This is a genomic window from Streptomyces gobiensis (assembly GCF_021216675.1).
In the GTDB taxonomy this organism is placed as follows: Bacteria; Actinomycetota; Actinomycetes; order Streptomycetales; family Streptomycetaceae; genus Streptomyces; species Streptomyces gobiensis.
The window spans coordinates 2,218,681-2,240,641 of the sequence record NZ_CP086120.1; the positions used below are offsets into that span (position 1 = coordinate 2,218,681).

Below are 21,961 nucleotides of genomic sequence, written 5' to 3' on the forward strand. Positions count from 1 at the left end.
GAGGGCGTCAGAGGACTGCCGCCAGGTCCACGGACGAGGCGACGCGGACCGCTATGTCCTCGGCGTACGTCACATCAGCGCGGTCGAAGGAGCGGCGGCTCGGGCCACGGAGGAAGGTGACGACGCCGAGGGTGCGGCCCCGGCTGCGCAGGGCGGTGCAGAGCCCATGCACGGTGCCGTCCGGCCAGCTACGGGCCGCCGCCCAGCCGGGGATCTCCGCGCCGCCCGCGCTGGACCGTATGGAGCTGCCCCGTTCATACGCCTGAAGCGCCGGGTGGGAGTCCATGTAGCGCACCGGGATGCCGCTGTCCGCCGCCGGGGGGCAGGGCCCCGGCGCCCCTGCCGGGGTCTGGGCGGCCCGTACGAGCCGTGGCCCGGCCGCGAGGTCCAGCAGCGCGTGGTCGGCGAACCCGGCGAGCGCGAAGTCCAGGTGAACGGTCGCCGCCTCCATCGGGTTCTCGCACTCCGCCGCCGCCCGGGCCGCCCGGTGCAGCTGGCTGTCCCGGAACCGCAGCCGGGCCGCCTCCTGCTCCGCCAGCTTGGTATCGGTGATGTCCTGGAAGAGCCAGGCCACTCCCAGCGGCACCGGCTCCTCGGCGAGCGGTGAGGCCAGCCGGAGAAAGCCGCTGTGCCAGCAGCGGCGGCGCTTGGGCTCGTCAGCGCCGATCCCCTCAGTCGGCTCAGTCCGCAGCGTCACCCACAGATCCGCCGGAGCGGGCGGCGTGCCCCGCGCGAGGACATGCTGGAGCGCGCCCTCCAGCTCCTCCGAGCCCTGGCTCAGCAGATCGCCCAGTGGCCGCCCCAGCATCGCCGACCGGCCCACCCGCATCGCCCGTGCGGAGTGGGCGTTGGCGACGGCCGGGCGCAGATCGGCGTCGACGAGGACCACGCCCCAGGACGCGTCCTCGAACAGCGCCTCGCTCAGCGCGATCGACCGCTCCAGATCGATCTGCGCGTGCACCTCGCTGAACGCGCAGTACAGGCCGGTCGGCCGGCCGTCCGCCCCCCGGACCCCGGAGGACTGGGTACGGACGAGCACCCGCCCGCCGTCCTTCGTCAGCAGCGCGAACTCATGCACCTGCCGGCCCGGCGCCTCCATCGCGGCCAGCAGCCGCGACTCCACCTCATCTGCGTCCGCGCTGCGCACCGCCCAGCCGGCCAGACCCCGCTTGCCGACGGCCTCCTCAGGGGTCCAGCCCAGCAACCGCTCGGCTTCCCGGTTCCAGTGGGTGACGACCCCGTCGGCGTCGAAGGCGCAGAGCGCCGCGTCCATGCCGTCGAGCAGAGCGGCGAGCAACAGCTCACCACCGGCGCCGCTTGGCCCTCCGGGGCCGCTCGGCCCTCCGGCGCCGCCCGCTGCGGGCGTGGAGTGAGTATCGGGTTGAGCAGGCATCTTGCACCCCCGGCTGGACGCTGCCGCACACTGCCGCACGCACGATCATTCAACTCGAACGTGACCCGGCACACAGCGTATTCCGGGAAATCGTTGCGGCCCTGAAATTCGGTTGTGCGGGGTCCGCGGGCGGTATTAGCGTGCGGGGCACACGAGAAGGGAGGTGGTTCGGCAGATGTACAGCAACCGGACGCGTGAGGTGGCTGCGGCCTAGAGGCCAGCCGTCGCGTTTCAGCGCGCGTAGCCGGCTTCGCCGGCCAATCCCAAGCAGTCACCCGACCCGCGGTGTCGCCGGTACGTCCGACCGGCCCCTTCGCGCCCCTGGCGCGCAGGGCACGACCCCGCGGGTCGTTCCTTTTTGACGGCGCCCGCCGAAGTGCGGCTCCGCCGCGCGGCGGGGCTCCGCTCCGGGGGCCGGGGTGCCCGTGGCGGGGTTCCCCGATGCCCGCCCCTTCCCGGCTGTACCCGATGTGCGGCTCCGCCGCGTGGCGGGGCTCCGCCCGGCTGCGGGGGTGCCGGGGTGGGTGTTCCCCGTATCCCGCCCCTTCCCGGAAACCGGGGCTTCGCCCCGGGCCCCGGGGTTGGGCGGGTGCGGGACGGTGGCCGGTGTTGTGCCCACCCTCCCCCATAGCCTTAAGGGCATGGGGGGACCCCCATCGCCCCTCGGGCGGACCGAGTGCCCACAACAGGGGGTGGGGGTCTGGGGGCGGCAGCACCCCACGCGGCGGAGCCGCAAATCGGTACAGCCGGGAAGGGGCCGGGTTAGGGGAATCCCTCCGCCGGCAACGGCGAGGCGACCGCCCCGCCCAGAGGGGGCTTTTACGGGCAAAGGCGGTCGATTGCCCATTCTTCGTCCGTGCGGCGGTACCGCAGCCGGTCGTGCAGCCGGTTCTCCCGCCCCTGCCAGAATTCGACCGTTTCGGGAGTGACCCGGTAACCGCCCCACTGAGGTGGTGCCGGAACGTCCTCGCCCTCCGGGTAGCGGGCGGCCAGCGACGCGTACATACGGTCCAGGTCTTCCCGGGACGCCAGTTGGGAGGACTGCTCGCTCGCCCATGCGCCCAGCTGTGAACCGTGTGGGCGGGTACGGAAATACGCGGCGGTCTCGGCACGGCCGATCTTCTCCGCCCGGCCCGAGACGATCACCTGCCGGGCGATGCCGTGCCAGGGGAAGAGCAGCGAGACATAGGGATTGACCGTGATCTCCTGCCCCTTGCGGGAGCCGTAGTTGGTGAAGAAAACAAAGCCGTGTGCGTCGTACTGCTTCAACAGGACCGTACGGGAGCTGGGGCGGCCCTCCGCGTCCACCGTGGAGAGGACCATCGCGTTCGGTTCATGCAGCCCGGCCGCCTCGGCCTGTTCGAACCACCGGGTGAATTGCAGAATCGGATCCTCGGCGAGGTCCTTTTCCGAAAGGCCCTCCTCCCGGTACTGCGCACGCATCGCGGCGGGATCCAGGGCACGGCGGGCAAGGTCGGCTCGGGCAGCGGCTTCGATGGCGTCGTCAGCGTGAGGCACGCGCCTTATCTTGCAGCATTCCCCCGTCTGGCGGAGGCTGAGTCTGCCCGGTCTTCGCTGCCCGTACACCTGCGGCACGGAAATCACGGAGTGTGCCGCTTCTCACGCTTCCGCGCATGTGGCGAACCCGCCAAAATCGATACCCGGGAAGCTGTGTCCTCTGCACAGCAAAGGCTATGGTGTTCGACCGCCCAGGCTGGGTGACCGCCCACCATGCAGGGCATGACCCGGATTACCGGCAATGGACCGCCAGCTCCGCTATCAACGGCGGCGGAACCGTTCCGACACCATCACAAGGGAGCCGCCTGATGTCCGACTTCGTACCCGGACTCGAAGGAGTTGTCGCGTTCGAGACGGAGATCGCCGAGCCTGATAAGGAAGGCGGCGCGCTCCGGTATCGAGGTGTCGACATTGAAGACCTGGTGGGGCATGTCTCCTTCGGGAACGTATGGGGTCTGCTGGTCGACGGCAGCTTCAACCCGGGGCTGCCCCCGGCCGAGCCCTTCCCGATCCCGGTGCACTCCGGCGACATCCGTGTTGATGTCCAGTCCGCGCTGGCGATGCTCGCCCCCGTATGGGGTCTGAAACCGCTGCTCGACATCGACGTGGAGGAGGCCCGCGACGACCTCGCCCGGGCCGCCGTGATGGCGCTGTCGTATGTCGCCCAGTCGGCGCGCGGCCAGGGGCTGCCGATGGTGCCGCAGCGGGAGATCGACAAGGCGGAGACCGTCGTCGAGCGCTTTATGCGCCGCTGGCGGGGTGAGCCCGACCCGAAGCATGTCGCGGCCGTCGACGCCTACTGGACCTCGGCCGCCGAGCACGGCATGAACGCCTCCACCTTCACCGCCCGCGTCATCGCTTCCACCGGCGCTGATGTGGCCGCCTCTCTCTCCGGCGCGGTGGGCGCCATGTCGGGGCCGCTGCACGGTGGTGCGCCCTCCCGTGTGCTCGGGATGATCGAGGACATCGAGCGCACGGGTGACGCGACCGCGTATGTGAAGCAGCAGCTCGACAAGGGCGAGCGGCTGATGGGCTTCGGCCACCGGGTCTACCGCGCCGAGGACCCGCGCGCCCGGGTGCTGCGCCGCACCGCCAAGGAGCTGGACGCGCCGCGCTTCGAGGTCGCGGAGGCGCTGGAGAAGGCCGCGCTGGAGGAGCTGCACAGCCGCCGCCCGGACCGGGTGCTGGCGACCAATGTGGAGTTCTGGGCGGCCATCGTGCTGGACTTCGCGGAGGTGCCCGCGCACATGTTCACGTCGATGTTCACCTGCGCCCGTACGGCCGGCTGGTCGGCGCACATCCTGGAGCAGAAGCGCACCGGACGGCTGGTGCGGCCCTCGGCCCGCTATATCGGGCCGAGCTCCCGCAACCCGCGTGAGTTCGAGGGGTACGGCGACATCGCCCGGCCTTGATCGCCTGATCGCCCGGCCTTAGAGGGCCGTGTCGATGAGGTGTGCCCACTGGGCGATGACCCGTTCGCGGCGGGCACTGTCGTCGGTGAGGAGGTTGGCGAGCCCCAGCCCCCGAGCCATGTCGAGCAGGCCCTGAACGGTCTCGCGTACGCCCGGGGCACTCTCATCGGCGCCGAGCAGCTCGAGCGCCATACGGTGCGTCTCCCGGCCGATCCGGGCTTCGAGGTCGGTGACCCGGGGGGCGAGCTGTGGCTCGTTGGAAGCGGCCACCCACAGGTGCAGGGCGGCGCGGAAGAGCGGTCCGGTGTAGAGGTTGACCAGGGTGGTGACGGCCGCGTGGGTGCCGGCTGGCCGGGGCAGCTCGCGCAGGGCCGCCGAGCGCCGCTCGGCGACATGCTCGACGGCGGCCGTGAACAGGTCTTCGCGGGTCGGGAAGTGGTGCTGTGCGGCGCCCCGGGAGACGCCCGCGTGTTCGGCGACCACCGTGACGGTGCTGCCCGACCAGCCGTGCTCGGCCAGGCAGGTCACGGCCGACTCCAGCAACCGCTGGCGGGTGGCACGGCTGCGGTCCTGTTTGGGTGGTGTCACCACGCCCATTCCGGGTCCCGTCGTTCGAGGAAGGCGGTCATGCCCTCACGTGCCTCGGCTGAGCCGAAGAGCCGTGTGGACAGGGCAGTGAGATTATCGGTGTCCCGGTCGAAGGTACGCAGGACCTCCGCGGTGACGAGTTTCTTGGACTCCGCCAGCCCCTGCGGGGAGCAGCGGCGCAGCGCGGTGAGGAGGCGGTGAAGGGCGGCGTCGGTGGCGTCCGCGGTGTCGCCGTAGTCCGTGATAAGGCCGATACGGGCCGCCTCGGCGGCGTTGAAGCGCTCACCGGTGAGGTAGTAGCGGGCGGCGGCTCGGGGGTTGAGGCGGGGCAGCAGCGGCATGGAGATCACCGCCGGGGCGACGCCGATCCGGACCTCGGTGAAGGCGAAGCTGGCGGCTGCCGCCGAGGCGATGGAGATATCGCAGGCGCCCAGCAGGCCCAGCCCGCCGCCCCGGACATGGCCGTCGGCCCGGGCGACTACGGGCTTGGGCAGCTCGACGATCGTACGGAGCAGCTGAACCAGGTCGTGCGGGGTGGCGCTGCCGTCTGCGCCGCTGAGGTCGGCGCCCGCGCAGAAGGTGTTGCCGGTGTGGGTGAGCAGGACGGCCCGTATCGCCTTCGCCGCCGAGGCGTCGGCGAGCGCTGTGCGCAGCTCGGTCATGAGCTGTGCGGAGAGCGCGTTGCGGTTGTGCGGGGCGTCGAGGGTGAGGGTGCGGATGCCGTGGTTGTCGGTGCGACGGATGAGCTCAGCTGCCATATCAGGGTTCCGTTCGTCGTAGGAGGGTTCCCCGTCCAGCCCCTTCCCGGCTGCACGGATGCGCGGCCCCGCCGCGCGGCGGGGCTTCGCCCGGTCCGGGGTGCCGGGGCGGGGTTCCCCAATCCGCTCCGCCGCGTGGCGGGGCTTCGCCCGGTTGCGGGGTGCCGGGGGTGGGATTCCCCGTACCCCGCCTTTCCTGGCTGTACCGATATGCGGCTCGGCCGCGCGGCGGGGCTTCGCCCGGCTGCGGGGGTGCCGGGGGTGGGTGTCCCCGTATCCCGCCCCTTCCCGGAAACCGGGGCTTCGCCCCGGGGCCCCCGGGGTTGGCTCGGTGCGGGCCGGTGGCCGGTGTTGTGCCCACCCGTTCCGCCCTGCGGAACGACTGCCCACAACACTGGAGGGTGGGGGTTTGGGGGCGGCGGCCCCCGGTTTCGGGAAGGGGCTGGGTTAGGGGAATCCCTCCGCCGACAGCGGCGCTCAGCCACAACCACCGACGGACGGAGTCCGGCGCAGGCGGCCGAAGCCCGAGAGGCGCCCCAGGCGCCGAACGGTGCGAGGCCGCCGTTAGGAATGGCTCAGTAGGACTTGGGGAGGGACAGGGTTTGGTGGGAGACGTAGTTGAGGATCATCTCCCGGCTGACCGGCGCGATCCGCGCCACCCGCGCGGCGGCCAGCAGGCCGGCCAGCCCGTACTCCGTGCTCAGGCCATTTCCGCCAAGCGTGTGTACCGCCTGGTCCACGGCGTGGACATTCGCCTCCGCCGCCGCGTACTTGGCCATGTTCGCCGCCTCCCCCGCGCCCGCGTCATCGCCCGCGTCATAGAGATGGGCGGCCTTCTGGGTCATCAAACGGGCGAGCTCCAGCTCGATATGGGCCTGGGCGAGCGGGTGGGCGATGGCCTGGTGCGCGCCGATCGGCTCCTTCCAGACGGTGCGGGTACGGGCGTAGTCGAGCGCCCTGGTGAGTGCGTAACGGCCCATGCCGAGGGCGAACGCGGCGGTCATGATGCGTTCGGGGTTGAGCCCGGCGAAGAGCTGGAGCAGCCCGGCGTCCTCATCGCCGATCAGCGCGTCGGCGGGGAGCCGGACCTCGTCGAGGACCAGCTCGAACTGCTTCTCGGCGGCGGCCAGTTCCATGGGGATGAGGTTGCGCTGGAAGCCAGGGGTGTCGCGGTCCACGATGAAGAGGCAGGGCTTCAGCTTGCCCGTCTTCGCGTCTTCCGTGCGGCCCACGATAAGCGTGGCGTCGGCGATATCGACGCCGGAGATAAAGACCTTGCGGCCGGTGAGCAGCCAGTCGCCGGTGCCGGGGTCACGGCGGGCGGTCGTGGTGATCCGGTGGGAGTTGGAGCCCGCGTCGGGCTCGGTGATGCCGAAGGCCATCTTGCGGCTGCCGTCAGCCAGTCCGGGCAGCCAGCGGCGCTTCTGCCCATCGGTGCCGAAACGGGCGATGACCGTGCCGCAGATGGCAGGTGAGACGACCATCATGAGCAGCGGGCAGCCCGCCGCGCCCAGCTCCTCCAGGATGATGGCGAGCTCGGCGATACCGCCGCCCCCGCCGCCGTACTCCTCGGGGAGGTTGACCCCGAGATAGCCGAGCTCACCGGCCTCGGACCACAGCTCGTCGGTGCGCTTGCCGTCCCGTCCGTCCCCTCCGTCCCGTCCGTAGCGCTGTCCGAGCGCGGCGACGGCCGCCCGCAAGGCTCGGTGTTCCTCGGTCTCCAGCAGGGCGTGAGTCACTTAGGTTTCCTCCGATACAGCGGCTACGACGGCGAGCAGGGCACCGACCTCGACCTGATGGCCGGGTTCGGCGGGCAGTGCGGTGAGCGTTCCGGAGGCGGGAGCGGTGACCCGGTGCTCCATTTTCATGGCCTCCAGCCAGAGCAGTGGTTGCCCGGCCACCACGGTGTCGCCGACCGCCAGCCCGTCGGCGATCCGGACGACGGTCCCGGGCATCGGCGCGAGCAGGGATCCGGGCTCGGTGCGTGCGGCCGGATCGGTAAAGCGGGGCAGCGCGGTGAAGGCGTGGGCGCCGAGGGGCGAGTCGACGTATACGGCGCTGTCGTCGTATACGGCGACGTCGAAGACGCGGCGGACGCCGTCCGTTTCAAGGATGACGCGGTCCCGGGCCGCCGCCAGGGTCCGTACGCCTGGGTAGTTCTCGGAGGTCAGACCGCCGTTGTGCGGGTTCAGGAGATAGCGGACCTCGTGCTCGGTGCCGTCCGGCTCGGATCGGTAGGTCTTGGTCTGCGGCTGGGACGGTACGTTCCGCCAGCCGCCGAAGCGGGAACGGCCGACGGAGTCCGCGAGCGCGGCGGCGAGCGCGGAAAGCCCGGTGGCGCGGGGCTCAGCGGCTGTCAGCTCGGCCAGGTGACGGTCGTAGAAGCCGGTGTCGAGGCGGGCGGCCGCGAAATCCGGGTGGCGCAGGGACCGTACGAGCAGCTCACGGTTGGTGACGGGGCCGTGGATACGGGCACGCTCCAGCGCGTGCGCGAGCCGCCGGAGCGCCTCGCTCCGCGTCGGCGCCCAGGCGACGGCCTTGGCGAGCATCGGGTCGTAGTACGGGGTGACGGTATCGCCGTCCGTAACCCCGCTGTCGAGGCGTACGCCGCCGGGCACGGCGAGCCGGTGCAGCCGCCCGGTCTGGGGCTGCCACTCCCGTGCCGGGTCCTCGGCGTAGAGGCGGGCCTCCACCGCGTGGCCCGAGGCGGGCGGGGGTTCGGCCGCCAGTCGCTCGCCCTCCGCGATACGTATCTGATGGGCGACCAGATCGATACCGTGGACGCACTCGGTCACCGGGTGCTCCACCTGGAGGCGGGTGTTCATCTCCAGAAAGTACGGGCGGCCATCGGCCGATACGAGGAACTCGACCGTGCCCGCACCCGTATAGTCCACGGCCCGGGCGGCCTTGACCGCCGCCGTGTGCAGGGTCTCCCGCAGCTCATCGCCCAGATGGGGTGCCGGGGACTCCTCGATGACCTTCTGGTGGCGGCGCTGCAACGAGCAGTCCCGGGTGCCCAGCGCCCAGACCGTGCCGTGCCGGTCAGCCAGAACCTGGACCTCGATATGGCGGCCGCGCTCGATGTACGGCTCGACGAACACCTCCCCGTCGCCGAAGGCGGACGCCGCTTCCTGGGACGCGGCGGCGATCTCACCCGGCAGGGCGGCCAGTTCACGTACGACCCGCATACCGCGCCCGCCGCCGCCCGCGGCCGCCTTGACCAGCAGCGGGAGGTCCGCAGCGGTGGCCGCCTCGGGCCGCAGGGGCGCGAGCAGCGGCACCCCGGCCGTACGCATCAGCTCCTTGGCGCGGGTCTTGGAGGCCATGGCAGCCATCGCCTCCGGCGGTGGGCCGACCCAGACCAGACCGGCGTCCAGCACGGCGCGGGCGAAGCCGGGATTCTCGGAGAGGAAGCCATAGCCGGGGTGCACGGCGTCCGCGCCCGCCGCCAGGGCGGCCTTGACGATCAGGTCGCCGCGTAGATAGGTCTCGGCGGGGGCGTCGCCGGGCAGCCGGATGGCCGCGTCAGCCTCGTGGACATGGCGCGCGTCGGCGTCGGCGTCCGAGTGCACGGCGACCGTCTGGATGCCGAGCTCCCGGCAGGTACGGAAGATACGGCGGGCGATCTCGCCCCGGTTGGCGACAAGCAGAGAGTGAATCACCGAAGGCCCCTCATATCCGACGTCACATCCGACGTCACATCCGGAAGATGCCGAAGCCACCCCGCGCGCCCTGGACCGGCGCGGTGTGGATGGCGGACAGACACAGGCCAAGGACGGTCCGGGTATCCCTGGGATCGATCACGCCGTCGTCATACAGCCGCCCGGACAGAAACATGGGCAGGGACTCCGTCTCGATCTGCTGCTCCACCATGGCGCGCAGCGCGGCGTCCTTCTCCTCCGCGGCCTCGTCGTACGGCTTGCCCTTGGCCGCCGCGGATTCCCGCATCACGATCGACAGCACCCCGGCGAGCTGCTGTGGCCCCATCACCGCCGACTTGGCGCTGGGCCAGGCGAAAAGGAAGCGGGGATCATAGGCCCGGCCGCACATGCCGTAGTGACCGGCGCCGTAGCTGGCGCCCATCAGCACCGACAGATGAGGGACCGTCGAGTTCGACACCGCGTTGATCATCATCGAGCCGTGCTTGATGATGCCGCCCTGCTCGTACTCCTTGCCGACCATATAGCCGGTGGTGTTGTGCAGAAAGAGCAGCGGAACGTCGCGCTGGTTGGCCAGCTGGATGAACTGGGTGGCCTTCTGTGACTCCGCGCTGAACAGCACGCCCTGGGCGTTGGCGAGGATGCCGATGGGATAGCCGTGCAGTTGGGCCCAGCCCGTCACCAGGCTCGCCCCGTACAACGGTTTGAACTCGTCGAAGTCGGAGGCGTCGACGATACGGGCGATGACCTCGCGTGGGTCGAAGGGCACCTTGAGGTCCCCGGGGACGATGCCGAGGAGTTCGTCCTCCTGATACTTGGGCGGGGGTGCCGGGGGTGCCGGGGGCGCCGGGCCCCGATCGGGCTGGGCCTTGCGCCAGTTCAGGCGGGCCACCACGCGCCGGGTCTGCCGCAGCGCGTCCGGCTCGTCGACGGCGAAGTAGTCGGCGAGGCCCGAGGTGCGGGCGTGCATCTCCGCGCCGCCCAGCTCCTCGTCATCGGCTTCTTCCCCGGTCGCCATCCTGACCAGCGGCGGGCCGCCCAGAAAAACCTTGGAGCGCTCCTTGACCATGATCACGTGGTCCGACATCCCCGGGATGTACGCCCCGCCCGCCGTGGAGTTGCCGAAGACCACCGCGATCGTCGGTATCCCGGCCGCCGACAGCCGGGTGATGTCCTTGAAGAGGGCACCGCCCGGGATGAAGATCTCCTTCTGGCTGGGCAGATCGGCGCCCCCGGACTCCACCAGGCTGACGCAGGGCAGCCGGTTGGCGTACGCGATCTCATTGGCACGCAGCGCCTTGCGCAGCGTCCAGGGGTTGCTGGCGCCACCGCGTACCGTCGGGTCGTTGGCCGTGATCAGGCACTCCACGCCCTCGATCACCCCGATTCCGGTGACCAGCGACGCCCCGACCGTATAGTCGCTGCCCCAGCCTGCCAGCGGGGACAGCTCCAGGAACGGCGTATCGGGGTCGACCAGCAGCTCGATCCGCTCCCGGGCCAGCAGCTTGCCGCGCTCCCGGTGCCGCCGCACATACTTCTCACCGCCGCCCGCCAGGGCCTTGGCGTGCTCGGCCGTCAGCTCGGCCAGCTTCTCCAGCATGGCGGCACGATGAGCCGCGTAGTCGGCACCCGTCGGGTCGAGCCCGGACGTCAGCACGGTCACAGCAGCACCTCCGGTATCTCCAGATGGCGGGCGCGCAACCACTCCCCCACCGCCTTGGCCTGTGGATCAAAACGGGCCTGCGAGGCGACGCCCTCACCGAGAAGCCCGTCGACGACAAAGTTCAGCGCCCTGAGGTTCGGCAGCACATGCCGTACGACGGGCAGTTCAGCGGTCTCCGGCAGCAGGGCGCGGAAGCGGTCGGCGGTCAGCGTGTGCGCCAGCCATCGCCAGGTCTCCTGGTTCCCATCGCGTGCCCATACCCCGACGTTGGCGCTGCCGCCCTTGTCGCCGCTGCGTGCCCCGGCGACCAGTCCGAGCGGGGCGCGGCGGGTGGCGCCGTATCCGGTCAGCGGCTCGGGCAGGGGCGGCTGAGGCACCTCGGCCAGCTCCTGGCTCCGGGGCGCGGGCGGCACCCCGATACGGCGGCCATCGGGCAGTACGGCGGTGTGCGTGACCGTTTCGGCCGCCGTATACGCGGCCTCGAACACGCCGTAGGGCGAGGCCTTGCCGGGTGGCGCGGTGAGGTGGAAGCCGGGATAGCTGGCCAGGGCGAGCTCAACCGCGGCGCTGCTCACCAAGCGGCCCACGGCGTCGGGGTCACGGTCGCGGACGACGAGCCGGAGGACGGCGCTGGCCTCCTCCTGCACCGGAGCGTCCAGCCAGTCGGTGCGGGCCAGCGACCAGCTCACCTGTTCCGGGCCCGGCCTGCGCTTGCCCAGCACGTCCGCCATCTGCTCCTGGACCAGTGCTGCCTTGGCCTCGATCTCCAGCCCCGTGAGCACGAAGACGACCTCATTGCGGAAGCCGCCGAGCCGGGTGAGCCCGACCTTGAGCGTGGGCGGCGGGGGTTCGCCCCGTACGCCCTCGATACGGACCCGGTCGGTCCCTTCCCCGACGAGCCGCACGGTGTCGAGCCGGGCGGTGACATCGGGTCCGGCGTAGCGGGCGCCACCGGTCTCATAGAGGAGCTGCGCGGTGACGGTCCCGGCGGTCACCGCACCGCCCGTACCCGGGTGCTTGGTGATGACCGCTGAACCGTCCGGGTGGATCTCGGCGATGGGGAAGCCGGGGCGCCGGACATCGTGCTCGCCGAAGAACGCGTAGTTGCCGCCGGTGGCCTGGGTACCGCACTCCAGCACATGCCCGGCGACCACGGCCCCGGCCAGCGCGTCCCAGTCATCGGCGGCCCAGCCGTGGTGCGCGGCGGCCGGTCCGGTGACCAGCGCGGCATCGGTGACCCGGCCGGTGACCACCACATCGGCGCCCGCCCGCAGGCACTCGGCGATGCCCGCACCGCCGAGGTAGGCGTTGGCGGTGATCACGTCCTCGCCCCACTGCCGGGCGCCGCGCAGATCGTCACCCTCAACGTGGGCTACCCGTACGGGGACACCGACCCGGTCGGCCAGCTCCCGGATGGCGTCGGCGAGTCCGGCGGGGTTGAGGCCGCCCGCGTTGCTGACGAGCTTGACGCCGTGGGCCTGGGCGAGGCCGAGCCCCTCTTCCAGCTGCCGCAGGAAGGTGGTGGCGTAACCGCGGGCCGGGTCCTGCTGCTGGCCGCGTCCGAGGATGAGCATGGTCAGCTCGGCGAGGTAGTCGCCGGTGAGGACGTCCAGGGGGCCGCCGGTGAGCATGTCGCGCAGGGCGTCGAAGCGGTCGCCGTAGAAGCCGGAGGCGTTTGCGATGCGCAGCACGTTTGGCCCCTCCCTTGTCGGTGCCACGTCAGCGTGGCACCGACCAGAGAAACAATCAAGCATGCTTGCTCTACTTTTCCCTCCGGGGCCGCGGGTGGGTTTCCCCTAACCCGGCCCCTTCCCGAAACTGGGGGCTGACGCCCCCAGACCCCCAGCGTTGTGGGCACTCGCAGCCCCGCGAGGGGCTGTGGGTGGGCACAACACCGGCCACCGGCCCGCACCCGCCCAACCCCGGGGCCCGGGGCAAAGCCCCGGTTTCCGGGAAGGGGCGGGATACGGGGAAACCCACCCCCGGGGCGAAGCCCCGCCACGCGGCGGAGCCGCACACCGGGTACAGCCGGGAAGGGGCGGGATACGGGGACACCCTCCGGTGGCGACGGCGCTCGCGTCAGCGCTTCAGGCGCTGCTTCAGCCGCTTGCCCTCCGGGGACTCACCCAGCGTGTTCCACAGCTTGGCGGAGCTGGTGGAGGTGTAGACCCCCGGCGCCCCCTGCTCCGCACAGCCGTCGCCCCACGACACAACACCGATCTGGATGATGTCCTCACGGCCCGGCACCTTGCGGAAGATCGGGCCACCGCTGTCGCCCTGGCAGGAGTCCTTGCCTTCCTTCCCAGCGCAGATATTGACCTTGCGGTCGTAGTCGCTGTAGGCCACCTTGCACTCGTTGTGCGAGAGGATCGGCACATTGACCTTGCGCAGCCGGTCCGGCGAGTGCGGCAGATCGGTGTCGGTGTTGCCCCAGCCGATCACGGTCGCCTTGGCACCGGGGCGGATCAGCGCGTCAGTGCCCGCCGTGGGCATCTTGATGGGCTTGATGCCCGTCACCGGCTTGGCCAGTTCGAGGAAGGCGACATCGTAGGCCTGCTCCCCCTTGGCGTAACGCGGGTGGACGACGATGCCGCCGGGGTCGCCCTCGCCCTGGGGCTTTCTGATGTTGCGGATCTGCCCTTGCTGGGCGTTGGACAGGACCGTTCGGCCGACCGCCACCTGCAGATTCTTCGGCTGCTGGTGGTCGACGCAGTGGGCGGCGGTCATGACGACATACGGGTTGACCAGGCTGCCGCCGCAGAACTGCCGCTTCTTCGCGTTTCCTTTGCCCTTGCTCAGCAGAGCGACCATGAACGGGTAGGCGTCGTTGGACACATCGCCGCCACCGACGATGCGGGCGCCGGGCTTGGCCCGGTCCGCACCGGAAGGGGCGGCCTGAGCCGTCGGGGCAGTGGTCGCGATGAGCGCCACCGCGGCGGTCGAGGCAAGACCAGCCGCGGCTATTCGCAGGGTGGGTCGCATAGGTGGGGTGGCTCCTCTTCCATGAGAATGGATTCCGCCAGGCGAATGCGCACACCAAAGAGAATGCGTGAGCCCAACCTGCCCGGCACACAAGGATGTTGGGCATAGATTAAGAGCAACACCGCACCTGCGTCAAAGAATTCTCAGCACCGATCTCAGCACGGGGAAAGACAATTGCCGGGGCATTGGTCACGTCAGATGTTCAGACGCGGGAGCGGGCTCCGAGGTTTACTCGTTTGGTGGATACCTTTTCTGGCGGCACGCCAGTCATGGCCGTCGGCCGATGGCGCCCGACCGGCTGTGGGGGATGGCCGGCGCCCGGCAGGTGCCCCGCAATACCCACCGACCGACGGAGATTTCGGCGGTGATGCCAGGGCCGAAGCCAGCGAGCAGGCCACGCGCGGAGTCGACCGGGCTACCCTCGTCAAACAGCCTGCGCAGCGCGTCCAGCACCACCGCGCTGGCGATGTTCCCGTACTCGGCCAGCGTGGCACGGCTGAAACGGAACGCCTCGGACGGCACCCCCAGAATGCGGCTGAGGTCATCCAGAATCCGTGGACCACCCGCGTGGATGATGTAGAAGTCCAGTTCAGAGGCGTCCCAGCCATGCTGGGCGGCGAGGCTCCGCAGGGCTGGCGCCAGCGGTTCCATGGTCGTCGGCACCCGTTTGTCCAGCATGAAGTGGAATCCGGTGGCGCGGACCCGGTAGGCGATCCAGTCCTCGGTGTCCGGCACCAGATACGAGCCGTTGCGCTCCAGCGCCATGCCCGTACCACCCTGTCCGCGCACCACCGCGGCGGCCAGGCCGTCCCCGAACAGGCCGTTGGACAGCAGGTTCCCGACGCCGAGATCCGTGGGCTGGTAACACAGTGAGCAGAACTCACAGCAGACGATGAGGGCATTGGCATCGGGGTAGGCCGTACAGAAATCATGTGCGCGATTGATCGCCGCGCCACCGGCGGCACAGCCGAGCTGGGCGATGGGCAGCTGGCGGGTGTCGCTCGAGAAGTCCATGGTGTTGATCATCCACGCCGTCATCGACGGCATCATGAAGCCGGTGCACGAGACGTAAATGATCAAGTCGATGTCGGCGGTGCGGAGTCCGGCGTCGTCCAGCGCACGGTAGATGACCGCCGGAACGCGTGCCTTTGCCTCGGCTTCGTAGAGCGCGTTACGTGCTTCAAACCCGGGATGCCGCAGCGTCTCTTCGATCGGTTGCAGAATATGCCGCTTCTGTACTCCCGTGTTCTCAATCAACCGCAGCGCCAGGCCCAGCTGTGGATGGTCAGCGTGCACAGAGCGGGCCAGATCGAGGGTCTGCTCCATGGTGATCACAAACTCTGGAACGGAAACAGCAGGCCTGCACAGAGTCGCCATAATGCGGTATCTTCCCCCTCGCCTCAGCCCCGGAGCGTGGTCAAAGCCCCGTGGTTCACGCCCGCTTGTTCATGCCCACTTCCGAATTTTGGAATATGTCGGACGGAAATCCCACAAAAATCTCTGAAACTAACTCGATGGGATGACGCTTACCGCCCCAGCCGTCTACAACCGTTCGGCCAACACCTCCGCGAGATGACGGGCATGAGCGCCACCGAGCTGGGCGAGCTGGGTGCGGCAGGAGTAGCCGTCGGCAAGCAGCTCGGCCCGTGGGTCGGCCCGTCGTACAGCGGGCAGGAGCTGGTCCTCGGCGCAGGCCCGGGAGACCTCGAAATGGCCTTTCTCAAAGCCGAAGTTCCCCGCGAGCCCACAGCAGCCGGTGGACAGCTGACCGGTCAGCCCGGCCCGTTCCCGCAGTCGGCGGTCGGCGGCGTCGCCGATGACCGCGTGCTGGTGACAGTGGGTCTGTCCGGCCACCGGCCGGTCAACGCGCGGCGGCTCCCATTCCGGGGCGTACTCCTCCAGGGTCTGTGCGAAGGTTCGTACGGCCGAAGCGAGTTCCCGGGCGCGTGAATCCTCCGGCAGCAGCTCGGGCAGATCAGTGCGGAGCGCCGCCGCGCAGGGCGGCTCCAGTACGGCAACGGGAAGCCCGGCGGCCAGGGCCGGTTCCATCCGGTCCAGGGTGCGGCGCAGCACCTTACGGGCCCGGTCGAGCTGGCCGGTGGAGACATAGGTGAGGCCGCAGCAGACCGGCTCCGGCGGGACCGTAATGCGGAGCCCGGCCTGTTCGAGGACCTCAACCGCCGCCGATCCGGCCTCCGGAGAGAGGTAGTTGGTAAAGGTGTCCGGCCACAGCACGACCCGCTGACCGGCCGCCTCCCGCTCCCCCTCCCGCCCCCGCCACCACCGGGTGAAGGGCGTACGGGCCAGCGGCGGAACAGCACGCTCGGGTGTGATGCCACCCATCCGCTTGGCCAGCGCCGCCAGCGGAGTGCTGGCCGCCGCGTTCAGCAGCGGGGCCACCCGGCCGGCCGCCGCCAGCCGCAGCCACAGCGGCAGCCAGCCCATCGAATAGTGCGCCATCGGGCGGCGTCGGCCCGCGTAGTGGTGAGAGAGAAACTCTGCCTTGTACGTGGCCATATCCACGCCGACCGGGCAGTCGCTCTTGCACCCCTTGCAGGACAGACAGAGATCGAGCGCCTCGTACACCTCCCGCGACCGCCAGCCATCGGTGATGACGTCCCCCGCCAGCATCTCGTGCAGCAGCCGGGCCCGCCCCCGCGTCGAGTGCTGCTCGGCACCGGTCGCCCGGAAGGACGGGCACATCACATTCGCACCGGCAGTCGTATTACGGCACTTGGCGACCCCGACACAGCGGCGGACGGCGGCCGAGAAGTCGCCACCGTCTTGCGGATAGGCGAAGGCCACGTCCACCGGCTCCTGCGGCAGCACGGCGAAGCGGAGGTTCTCGTCGATACGGTGCGGCCGGGCCAGCATTCCCGGATTGAGCTTGCCCGCCGGGTCCCAGAGATCCTTGAAACGGCCGAAGAGGGCGACCATCTCCTCGCCGTACATCTTCGGCAGCAGCTCAGCCCGCGCCTGCCCATCGCCGTGCTCCCCCGACAGCGAGCCGCCATGCGCGACCACGACATCGGCGAGGTCGTACGAGAAGCGCCGGAACCGCTCGATGCCCTCCTCGCTCAGCAGATCGAAGTCGATCCGCACATGAATGCACCCGTCCCCGAAGTGCCCATACGGCAGCCCGCGCAGCTCGTAGTCGCGCAACAGCGCCCGGAAGTCCCGGAGATACGCCCCCAGCCGCTTCGGCGGCACCGCGCAGTCCTCCCAGCCGGGCCAGGCCTCGGAGCCGTCCGGCATCCGGGTCGCCGTGCCGGACGCGTCCTCCCGGATACGCCACAGGGCACGCTGCTCCGCCGCCTTCGTGACCAGGGCATAGTCACCGGCACCATCAGCGACAGCGGCCCGGCACAGCGCCTCCGCCCGCCACCGTGCCTCCTCCGGGCTGTCACCCCCCACCTCCACGAACAGCCAGGCTCCGCCCCCCGGCAGCGGGGCCCGCGCGGCCTTCCCCACCAGGTCACTGGCCATGCCCTCCACGGTGAGCGGCTCGAACGGCAGCAGCCCGGCCGCCGCCTCCGCCGCCCCGCTCTCGTCCCCGTAACCCAGCACCGCCAGCACCCGGGCCCCCGGGGCCGCCACCAGCCCGACGGTCGCCTCGGTCAGCACACCCAGGGTGCCCTCACTCCCCGTATAGGCGCGGGCCCAGTCCTCCCCCTTCTCCGGCAGCAGCTCATCCAGCGCGTACCCGGAGATCCGCCGTGGCAGCTCCGGAAATCCCGTCCGCAGCCGTGCCAGCTCTCCCCGCACCAGCTCCAGCCCGCCCTCGCGCAGCCGCGCGGGGACACCGTCCCCACCCGGGCTGAGGCGCGCCCGCTCACCCCCGTAGGTCAGGACGGTCAACTCCCGCACATTGTCAGCGGTAGTCCCCCAGGCCACCGAATGGGACCCGCACGCGTTGTTCCCCACCATCCCCCCGAGGGTGCAGCGGCTGTGCGTCGACGGATCAGGGCCGAAGGTGAGCCCGTACCGCCCCGCCGCCGACCGCAGCTCATCAAGGATCACCCCCGGCTGCACCACGGCGGTCCGTGTCTCCGCGTCAATCTCCACGATCCGGTTCATATGGCGGGTGAAGTCCAGTACGACCCCTGCCCCCGTGGCCTGCCCGGCAATGGACGTACCGGTCCCCCGTGCCACCACCGGCACGCCGCGCTGCCGGCACACCGCGAGCGCCGCGGCGACGTCCTCATCGTCACGGGGCACGACGACGCCGACCGGGACCCGGCGGTAGTTGGAGGCGTCCATCGTCATCAGGGCCCTGCTCGCCGCGTCGAACTCCACTTCGCCCCGCACAACCTCGCGAAGCTCAGCCGCCAATCCCGTGATATCCCGTTCCTCAGTCATGCTCCCAGCGTGCCCCCACACACGCCGTCCAGCGCGCGCACTCACCGATGCGCTTCCCATATGGGTTAATTCACCGCTACGCAGACATGAGTGGCCTTCCCTATGGGGAGAGTTGGACCGCTTTGCCCCCAAAGGAGGTTCAGTCATGAATACATCCAGCTCCGTACCGACATGCTCCTTCACCCATGTCACCGCTCTGGAATTCGACCCGCAGCTGCGACAGCTCATGACCGAGGCCCCGCTCACCCGTATCCGCATGCCGTACGGCCAGGGCACCGCATGGCTCGCCACCAGGTACGACGACGTCCGTACCGTCACCAGCGACCGCCGTTTCAGCCGCAAGGCCGTCACCGGCCGCGACTTCCCGCGGATGACTCCGGAACCGATCGTCCAGGACGAAGCGATCAACCTCATGGACCCTCCGGAGCACAGCCGGCTCCGGCGACTGGTCGCCAAGGGATTCACCACCCGGCATGTCGAGCAGCTGCGGCCCAGGACCCAGCAGACCGTGGACAGCCTGCTCGACGCCATGGAGGAACACGGACCGCCCGCCGACGTCGCCGCGCACCTGGCGGCACACCTTCCCCTCACCACCATCTGCGAACTCCTGGACGTCCCCGAGGCCGACCGGCCGGAGCTGCGGCGCAACGCCGTCGCCCTGATGAGTACCGGACGAGCCGACCGCGATGGCCAGCTGACCGCCAAGGCCGCGCTGCGCTCCTACTTCACGGAGCTCACCGCCCGGCGGCGCCGCGAGCCTGGCGAGGACCTGCTCAGCACGCTGGCGCAGGCGCGGGACGGAGCGGAGGTGCTGGACGACGAGGAGCTGGCGGTGATGGGCATGGTCCTGCTCCTCACCGGACACGACACCACCACGTATCAGATCAGCAACATCACCTACACCCTGCTCACCCACCCTGAGCAGCTGGCCAAGCTACGCGCCGACCCGGAGCTGCTGCCGCAGGCCCTCCAGGAGCTGCTGCGATTCATCCCCTTCCGCAAGGGGGTTGGGATCCCGCGGATCGCCACCGAAGACGTCGAGCTGGGCGGCGTGACCATCCGCGAGGGCGACACCGTCCATGTGTCCTACCTGGCCGCCAACCGCGACTCGGAGACCTTCGACCACCCCGAGGAGCTGGACCTGGAGCGGGACGGTACGGCGCATATGACCTTCGGCTGGGGCAGCCACCACTGCATCGGCTCCCATCTGGCCCTCATGGAGCTTGAGGTCGCCATCGGGACGCTGCTGACCCGCTACCCGGCACTGCGGCTGGCGGTCCCGCCGGGCGAGGTCAAGTGGAACACCAGCTCCATCTGGCGCTACCCCCTGGCCCTCCCGGTCACGTGGTGACGCGGATGCGTCGCCTCACCCGCCTTCCGCCGGTGGGTGGGTCGGGGGTGGTCCGGGGTGGGCCGTTCCGGACCCATGATTTACGGCCCGACGCGCGGCGGCGTTGAGTCAACCGGTTAAGCCCCTGTCGGCCCACAAATCACGGGCAAGCGTCCGGAACAACCCACCCCTCCCCCAGCCTGGCGGCTGGGAGGTGCCCCCACCCCACCCCCTCACGTAGCGGCCCGCTCACCTGCGGCTGCGCGGCTACGGGCTGACGGTACGTACCGGGTCAAGCAGTGGGGCCCCGTGACCTCTTCGCCGAGCTGGCTGACGCCGCCGCGTGGTGGCGTAACGCCGGGCGTCCGGAAGTCTCCCGGTTCGGTGTCACGGTCGCGGCCGACAGCGAAACGGTGTGGCTCGATTCGCCGGACAACCCAGTAGCTGGCGAGCCGCCATCAGGCCACGCAGTGGGTCACTAAGGGCTATACGGGCCGCCCACGGCCCAGGCCTGGTGCATCGCGTCGGCAAAGGCCGCCGCGATGCGGTGCTCGCCGCTCGGTGACGGGTGGGTGCCGTCGTAGGTGTCGCGGTGGATGTCGTAGTCCGGTGGTGCTGAGGCCAGGAGGAGGGGGGAGGCGGGTGTGGAGTGGTCGGCGACTGCCTTGGCCAGGAGTTCGTTGAAGCGCTCGCACTCCGTACCGAAGTCGGGGTCCGACTCGGCGCGGATATTGGGTATGACCGGCAGCAGTACCGCCTGCACATCCGGTTTGGCCGAGCGGGCCTCCGTGATGAAGCGGTGGACGTTCGCGGCGGTCTGCTCGGCGTTCGTATAGAAGCCGAGGTCTATCAGGCCGAGGGAGACCAGCAGCGTGTGGGGCCGGTGGATGCGGACGGCGTCAGCGATCAAGGGGGTCATCTGCAGCCACCCCTCGCCCCAGCCGGCGAGATGGTGCCGGGCGCGCTCCGGGAAGCCGGGGTCGCCGTAGTCGTAGGAATCCCCGAACAGCGCGTCACGCGGCCCGACGAGCCGGAACGGCCCGCCGTACGTGCGGCACAGGTGCTGCCAGAGGCGGTAGCGCCAGGTGAAGTCGCCGGCGCTACCGATCGTCATCGAGTCGCCGACGCACATGATCCGCACTGGGTCATCTTCCCGGATAACCACCCTGACCTCGACGTGATGCCGGTCACGCGGCATTTCGCTGGGAGTGGCAGGCTTAGCACCATGCGAAAAAGTGTCTGCGCGCTTGCCGTTGCGGTGGGGCTGGTCGTGACGGGACCGGTGGGGGTGGCCGTCGCCGAGGGGCCCGAGTCCTTCACCATCGAGGATTCGCGGATCGTCGAGTCCAGCGGGCTGGCCGCCAGCAGCACCCATAAGGGGATCTACTGGACGCACAACGACAGCGGCTACGCGCCGAATGTCTACGCGGTGGACAGCAAGACCGGTAAGACGGTGGCTACGATCTCACTGAGCGGCATCGAGGGACGGGACCTGGAGGCGATCTCCATGGGCCCCGACGGTGATATCTACGTGGGCGATATCGGGGACAACCTCGGGGGGAACTGGCCCGAGGTGTGGATCTACCGCTTCGCCGAGCCCAAGGAGCTGCGCGACCAGACCATCCAGCCCACCCGCTACACCGTGCGCTACGCGGACGGCCCCCGCGACGCCGAGTCGCTGGCGGTGCACCCCACCACGGGCCGGGTCTATATCGTCGGCAAGAACGAGGACGGGGATGGGCTGTACGCGGGGCCCGAGGAGCTGTCGAGCAGCGGTGTGAACACCTTCCAACGAGTCGCCGGTATCGATCTATGGGCGACGGACGCCGCCTTCTCCCCGGATGGCAGCCGACTCGCGGTGCGCGGCTACTTCGGCGGGATCATGTACGCGTGGAAGGACGGAAAGCCCAAGCGGATCGGACGGCTGAGCGTGCCCATCCAGCGGCAGGGGGAGTCGATGACCTTCACCCCGGACGGCCGGACGCTGATGTACGGCTCGGAGGGCGAGCGCAGCGAGGTACGGCCAGTGGAGCTGTCCGGGGAGCAGCTGCCGGTCAGCGTGGCAGAGCCGGAGGAGAAGGAGACGGAAGGGGAGAAGGGGGCGGGTGGCCCCGGGAAGTCCGGTGGCTCGGGGGGCGACGCCCCCGGTTCCGGGCAGGAGAGCAACCTCGTCCTCGGCGGGGTGGTCTTCGCGGTCGCGGCCGGGGCATGGATGGGGCTGCGGCGGCTGTTCCGGCGCCGCGACTGAAGGGACAGACGGGGCGCGGTCAGCCCTGCTCGGCTAACGCGGTCCAAGCGG

Annotated in this window: 15 protein-coding genes; 3 read left to right on the forward strand and 12 right to left on the reverse strand. The window is 70.2% G+C overall.

Translation table 11 applies throughout. From position 1 onward, the window contains the following. Window positions 1-7: 7 nt before the first annotated feature. Complete coding sequence (locus test1122_RS10130; protein ID WP_232268836.1) at window positions 8-1,393, reverse strand: PAS domain-containing protein; 1,386 nt, start codon at window positions 1,391-1,393, stop codon at window positions 8-10. 819 nt (window positions 1,394-2,212) lie between these two features. Continuing rightward, window positions 2,213-2,836 carry a pyridoxamine 5'-phosphate oxidase gene (gene pdxH, locus test1122_RS10135; protein WP_232271854.1) on the reverse strand — a complete coding sequence of 208 codons (624 nt, stop codon included), beginning with the start codon at window positions 2,834-2,836 and terminating at the stop codon, window positions 2,213-2,215. Between the two features lie 383 nt (window positions 2,837-3,219). Here pdxH and test1122_RS10140 point away from each other — a divergent pair, with 383 nt between their 5' ends. Further along, entirely contained in the window at window positions 3,220-4,323 is a 1,104-nt protein-coding gene (locus test1122_RS10140; protein WP_232268837.1) for a citrate synthase 2, read from the forward strand. 18 nt (window positions 4,324-4,341) lie between these two features. On the opposite strand, the gene test1122_RS10145 is transcribed toward test1122_RS10140, so the two are convergent. The 9 genes from test1122_RS10145 to test1122_RS10185 all read right to left on the reverse strand — a co-directional run bounded on the left by test1122_RS10145 (window position 4,342) and on the right by test1122_RS10185 (window position 18,332). Further along, complete coding sequence (locus tag test1122_RS10145) at window positions 4,342-4,920, reverse strand: TetR/AcrR family transcriptional regulator (protein WP_232268838.1); 579 nt, start codon at window positions 4,918-4,920, stop codon at window positions 4,342-4,344. Further along, on the reverse strand, window positions 4,908-5,669 hold the full coding sequence (locus test1122_RS10150; RefSeq protein WP_232268839.1) for an enoyl-CoA hydratase family protein: 762 nt from the start codon (window positions 5,667-5,669) through the stop codon (window positions 4,908-4,910). Before test1122_RS10150 ends, test1122_RS10145 begins: the two co-directional genes overlap by 13 nt. A 575-nt stretch (window positions 5,670-6,244) precedes the next feature. Next, window positions 6,245-7,408: an acyl-CoA dehydrogenase family protein gene (locus tag test1122_RS10155; RefSeq protein WP_232268840.1), complete on the reverse strand. Its 1,164-nt coding sequence runs from the start codon at window positions 7,406-7,408 to the stop codon at window positions 6,245-6,247. Further along, the gene (locus test1122_RS10160) at window positions 7,409-9,331 is read right to left on the reverse strand and encodes an acetyl/propionyl/methylcrotonyl-CoA carboxylase subunit alpha (RefSeq protein WP_232268841.1); all 1,923 of its coding nucleotides are present in this window, start codon (window positions 9,329-9,331) and stop codon (window positions 7,409-7,411) included. A gap of 34 nt (window positions 9,332-9,365) precedes the next feature. Continuing rightward, on the reverse strand, window positions 9,366-10,991 hold the full coding sequence (locus tag test1122_RS10165) for an acyl-CoA carboxylase subunit beta (RefSeq protein WP_232268842.1): 1,626 nt from the start codon (window positions 10,989-10,991) through the stop codon (window positions 9,366-9,368). Continuing rightward, window positions 10,988-12,745, reverse strand: a complete 1,758-nt coding sequence (locus test1122_RS10170; RefSeq protein WP_277879821.1) for an acyclic terpene utilization AtuA family protein — start codon at window positions 12,743-12,745, stop codon at window positions 10,988-10,990. The genes test1122_RS10165 and test1122_RS10170 overlap by 4 nt, the downstream gene beginning before the upstream one ends. A 325-nt stretch (window positions 12,746-13,070) precedes the next feature. Next, on the reverse strand, window positions 13,071-13,973 hold the full coding sequence (locus test1122_RS10175) for a S1 family peptidase (RefSeq protein WP_232268843.1): 903 nt from the start codon (window positions 13,971-13,973) through the stop codon (window positions 13,071-13,073). A gap of 267 nt (window positions 13,974-14,240) precedes the next feature. Then, window positions 14,241-15,350, reverse strand: a complete 1,110-nt coding sequence (locus test1122_RS10180) for a type III polyketide synthase (protein ID WP_232268844.1) — start codon at window positions 15,348-15,350, stop codon at window positions 14,241-14,243. Window positions 15,351-15,515: 165 nt separating this feature from the next. Further along, window positions 15,516-18,332, reverse strand: coding sequence for an FAD-binding and (Fe-S)-binding domain-containing protein (locus test1122_RS10185; protein ID WP_232268845.1), 2,817 nt, complete (start codon window positions 18,330-18,332; stop codon window positions 15,516-15,518). Between the two features lie 145 nt (window positions 18,333-18,477). Between test1122_RS10185 and test1122_RS10190 the strand changes: the two genes are divergently transcribed. Then, window positions 18,478-19,683, forward strand: coding sequence for a cytochrome P450 (locus tag test1122_RS10190; protein ID WP_232268846.1), 1,206 nt, complete (start codon window positions 18,478-18,480; stop codon window positions 19,681-19,683). Between the two features lie 457 nt (window positions 19,684-20,140). On the opposite strand, the gene test1122_RS10195 is transcribed toward test1122_RS10190, so the two are convergent. Then, on the reverse strand, window positions 20,141-20,794 hold the full coding sequence (locus test1122_RS10195) for a GDSL-type esterase/lipase family protein (RefSeq protein ID WP_232271856.1): 654 nt from the start codon (window positions 20,792-20,794) through the stop codon (window positions 20,141-20,143). A gap of 93 nt (window positions 20,795-20,887) precedes the next feature. On the opposite strand from test1122_RS10195, the gene test1122_RS10200 reads away from it, so the two are divergent. Then, window positions 20,888-21,910, forward strand: coding sequence for a hypothetical protein (locus test1122_RS10200; protein ID WP_232268847.1), 1,023 nt, complete (start codon window positions 20,888-20,890; stop codon window positions 21,908-21,910). Window positions 21,911-21,961 lie beyond the last annotated feature (51 nt).

Excerpts from the sequence above, each read along its gene's own strand:
- test1122_RS10170 (WP_277879821.1), bottom strand. The coding sequence starts at position 12,745 with ATGCTTGATTGTTTCTCTGGTCGGTGCCACGCTGACGTGGCACCGACA.
- test1122_RS10195 (WP_232271856.1), bottom strand. The coding sequence starts at position 20,794 with ATGTGCGTCGGCGACTCGATGACGATCGGTAGCGCCGGCGACTTCACC.
- test1122_RS10145 (WP_232268838.1), bottom strand. The coding sequence starts at position 4,920 with ATGGGCGTGGTGACACCACCCAAACAGGACCGCAGCCGTGCCACCCGC.
- test1122_RS10180 (WP_232268844.1), bottom strand. The coding sequence starts at position 15,350 with ATGGCGACTCTGTGCAGGCCTGCTGTTTCCGTTCCAGAGTTTGTGATC.
- test1122_RS10140 (WP_232268837.1), top strand. The coding sequence starts at position 3,220 with ATGTCCGACTTCGTACCCGGACTCGAAGGAGTTGTCGCGTTCGAGACG.
- test1122_RS10185 (WP_232268845.1), bottom strand. The coding sequence starts at position 18,332 with ATGACTGAGGAACGGGATATCACGGGATTGGCGGCTGAGCTTCGCGAG.
- test1122_RS10190 (WP_232268846.1), top strand. The coding sequence starts at position 18,478 with ATGAATACATCCAGCTCCGTACCGACATGCTCCTTCACCCATGTCACC.
- test1122_RS10200 (WP_232268847.1), top strand. The coding sequence starts at position 20,888 with ATGCGAAAAAGTGTCTGCGCGCTTGCCGTTGCGGTGGGGCTGGTCGTG.
- pdxH (WP_232271854.1), bottom strand. The coding sequence starts at position 2,836 with ATGCGTGCGCAGTACCGGGAGGAGGGCCTTTCGGAAAAGGACCTCGCC.
- test1122_RS10175 (WP_232268843.1), bottom strand. The coding sequence starts at position 13,973 with ATGCGACCCACCCTGCGAATAGCCGCGGCTGGTCTTGCCTCGACCGCC.
- test1122_RS10150 (WP_232268839.1), bottom strand. The coding sequence starts at position 5,669 with ATGGCAGCTGAGCTCATCCGTCGCACCGACAACCACGGCATCCGCACC.
- test1122_RS10130 (WP_232268836.1), bottom strand. The coding sequence starts at position 1,393 with ATGCCTGCTCAACCCGATACTCACTCCACGCCCGCAGCGGGCGGCGCC.